Below are 2,099 nucleotides of genomic sequence, written 5' to 3'. Positions count from 1 at the left end.
GTCAAGGTCGTCAATTATCCGAAACTTCCTTACAAGGCATTAAATCTGGACGGCAGGTTTTAGGTAAATATCAACCGGGGTGGTGAAAAGCGGTTACTCATCTTGAGATTTTTTGGAAGCTTCTGGGGATCTGGTTGGGCTACTCTGGGTTAGGTTCCTTGCCCCAAATACGTAAGTTGATTTCTGAAAGCAGCTCTTCACGTCCTTGCAGGTTGCAGATATCTTTCGCTGTAGTGCCTGTCTCGTCATATGAAATATTTTCTTGTAACACGCTGTCGAGGTTAATATAGGGTCATCTGAAACACGAATGCTTTGGCAAGGCTGAGCTTTCTCCGGAATGTAAATTTGGGGCTGGAAGTACACAAGATTGGATAAAACTCCATCTTCAGTATCAGTTTCTGCAAAAGCTGAGTGATTGATACAACTGCAAATCAAGACAGAATAAAAAGTGATATTTTTTATTCTGTCTTTTTGGTGACTTGACTTAGCTTTCATCATGCTAATGCTCTCTGTTTTGATAAAAGCGCGCTTTATTAATCGTGCTTTTTTATTCAGGAAAATGTTACTGCTGTCACAGGTCTATGTATCAGCGTTTTATTAACTGAGAAAACCTATTGCAAACCATAATAACCTCAATTGCCTAATTTTTTATATCCGAAATGGTGGCGATTTTTATACAAACAATAAGTAGTTGGAATCACTACACAGAGAACAGCCAAGCTACCGACAAGTATACCCATCAAGTGATCGTTATCATCTTCGTCGTGACATTGTGGACAATTACCAGTGGTATCAATACAGTTGTCCGGGTGCAAAGAGGTGCAGTTTTTTTGGTGGAGCGAATGATCCCGAAAACCAAAGAAAGCCTTACACTCGCAGGTATCCGGAGAATCAGGTGGATTATAACCTGCCGGACAACTAATAACTGAGCAGTAACCCCATGGGCAATCAATATCACCTTTTTTTCTACGAAAAGCACCATAATCACATATCTGCTGTGTTTTTTGGTTGATACAGGTTCCACTACCAGAACCTTCAATACAAACATCCGAATCAGTGACCAAACACTGGAAGCATTTCAACTTGCATGAACCATCGTTAATTCTCTTTACTGATCTTGCCATGTTGCAGTGCCCTGACGCATTCACACACAACAATTTCTCGTTCCGAAAAATAGCTTCACCGTCACTCAAGTTTAGGTTGTCATCGTTTTGTAAAGCGCATTGCTCATTCTGGCATCCACTAAGCAGCCAGTCATTTGCCCTATGCTGTTTGCGTTCATCATTACCTGTATATGGAGAATAACTTTGTACCGATATTGGTATATCTGAAACATAATCTTCTTTGTCAATTCTTGGCCAACGATTGTTTGGCCTACCGGCAGAACTCAAGAGAACTGTCGTTAACTTTCCAGCCTCTGAACCTGTTATTACTTCTTCAGAGACAAATCGTATGCCTCCATAATCCTCACCTCTTTTTGACAGTACATGAATTTCATCACCTGAATCTTCATGAATTTTCAGCCTTTTCAGACAGCTAATACTGGTAAATAGCTCAACATGAGAGGTACGGGCTCCCAGGCAAATAACATGAGTGGCGTTATCCTGAACTATCTGAAAGCTGACAGAAGAATCAGCTGGCGTTTTAAATACTTTATATTTGTTATTGTTTGCCGTAGCTTCTGAAGCCAGGGGCAGTAGTAATAGTAATACCCAAGTATGGATTTGCAGCAATGCGCCAAGTAGAACATTAAAATTTCGCATAGATAAAACTTCCAGAAATTGAATGTTGCTCATAACACAAGCCCCAGCCCTTTCACTGTATTCACAATTTCATCCTGCCGGGGAGCGGAAAGTTTACCTCGAATAAAGGTTGCTCTGGGTTTATGCAGAAGATAAGCAAGAACATTCAGTCGACACTCGTCTTATTCCAGACAGGTTCTAAATTGCTTAATGAGTAGATCAGCGGGTTCCATCATCTTGAGGTATTTTGAGTTTAAAAACTTCAAGATAGTGGATCTCGCTGACTTACTCCTGATATTTGTCGTATACAATGAGCAAACCTCTTTCCCTGGATGAGGGAATGCCGATTAATACTAC

1 protein-coding gene is annotated in these 2,099 nt (G+C 40.6%); it reads right to left on the bottom strand.

Annotation, left to right across the window (positions count from 1 at the left end; all coding sequences use genetic code 11):
- Positions 1 to 632 precede the first annotated feature (632 nt).
- On the bottom strand, positions 633 to 1,796 hold the full coding sequence (locus KDK16_RS10120; RefSeq protein ID WP_257275941.1) for a hypothetical protein: 1,164 nt from the start codon (positions 1,794 to 1,796) through the stop codon (positions 633 to 635).
- Positions 1,797 to 2,099: the final 303 nt, after the last annotated feature.

The sequence above is a fragment of the Endozoicomonas sp. SESOKO4 genome (assembly GCF_024606275.1).
The sequence above is the reverse complement of the archived record's forward strand: the minus strand, read 5'-3'. Positions and strand labels throughout refer to the sequence as shown.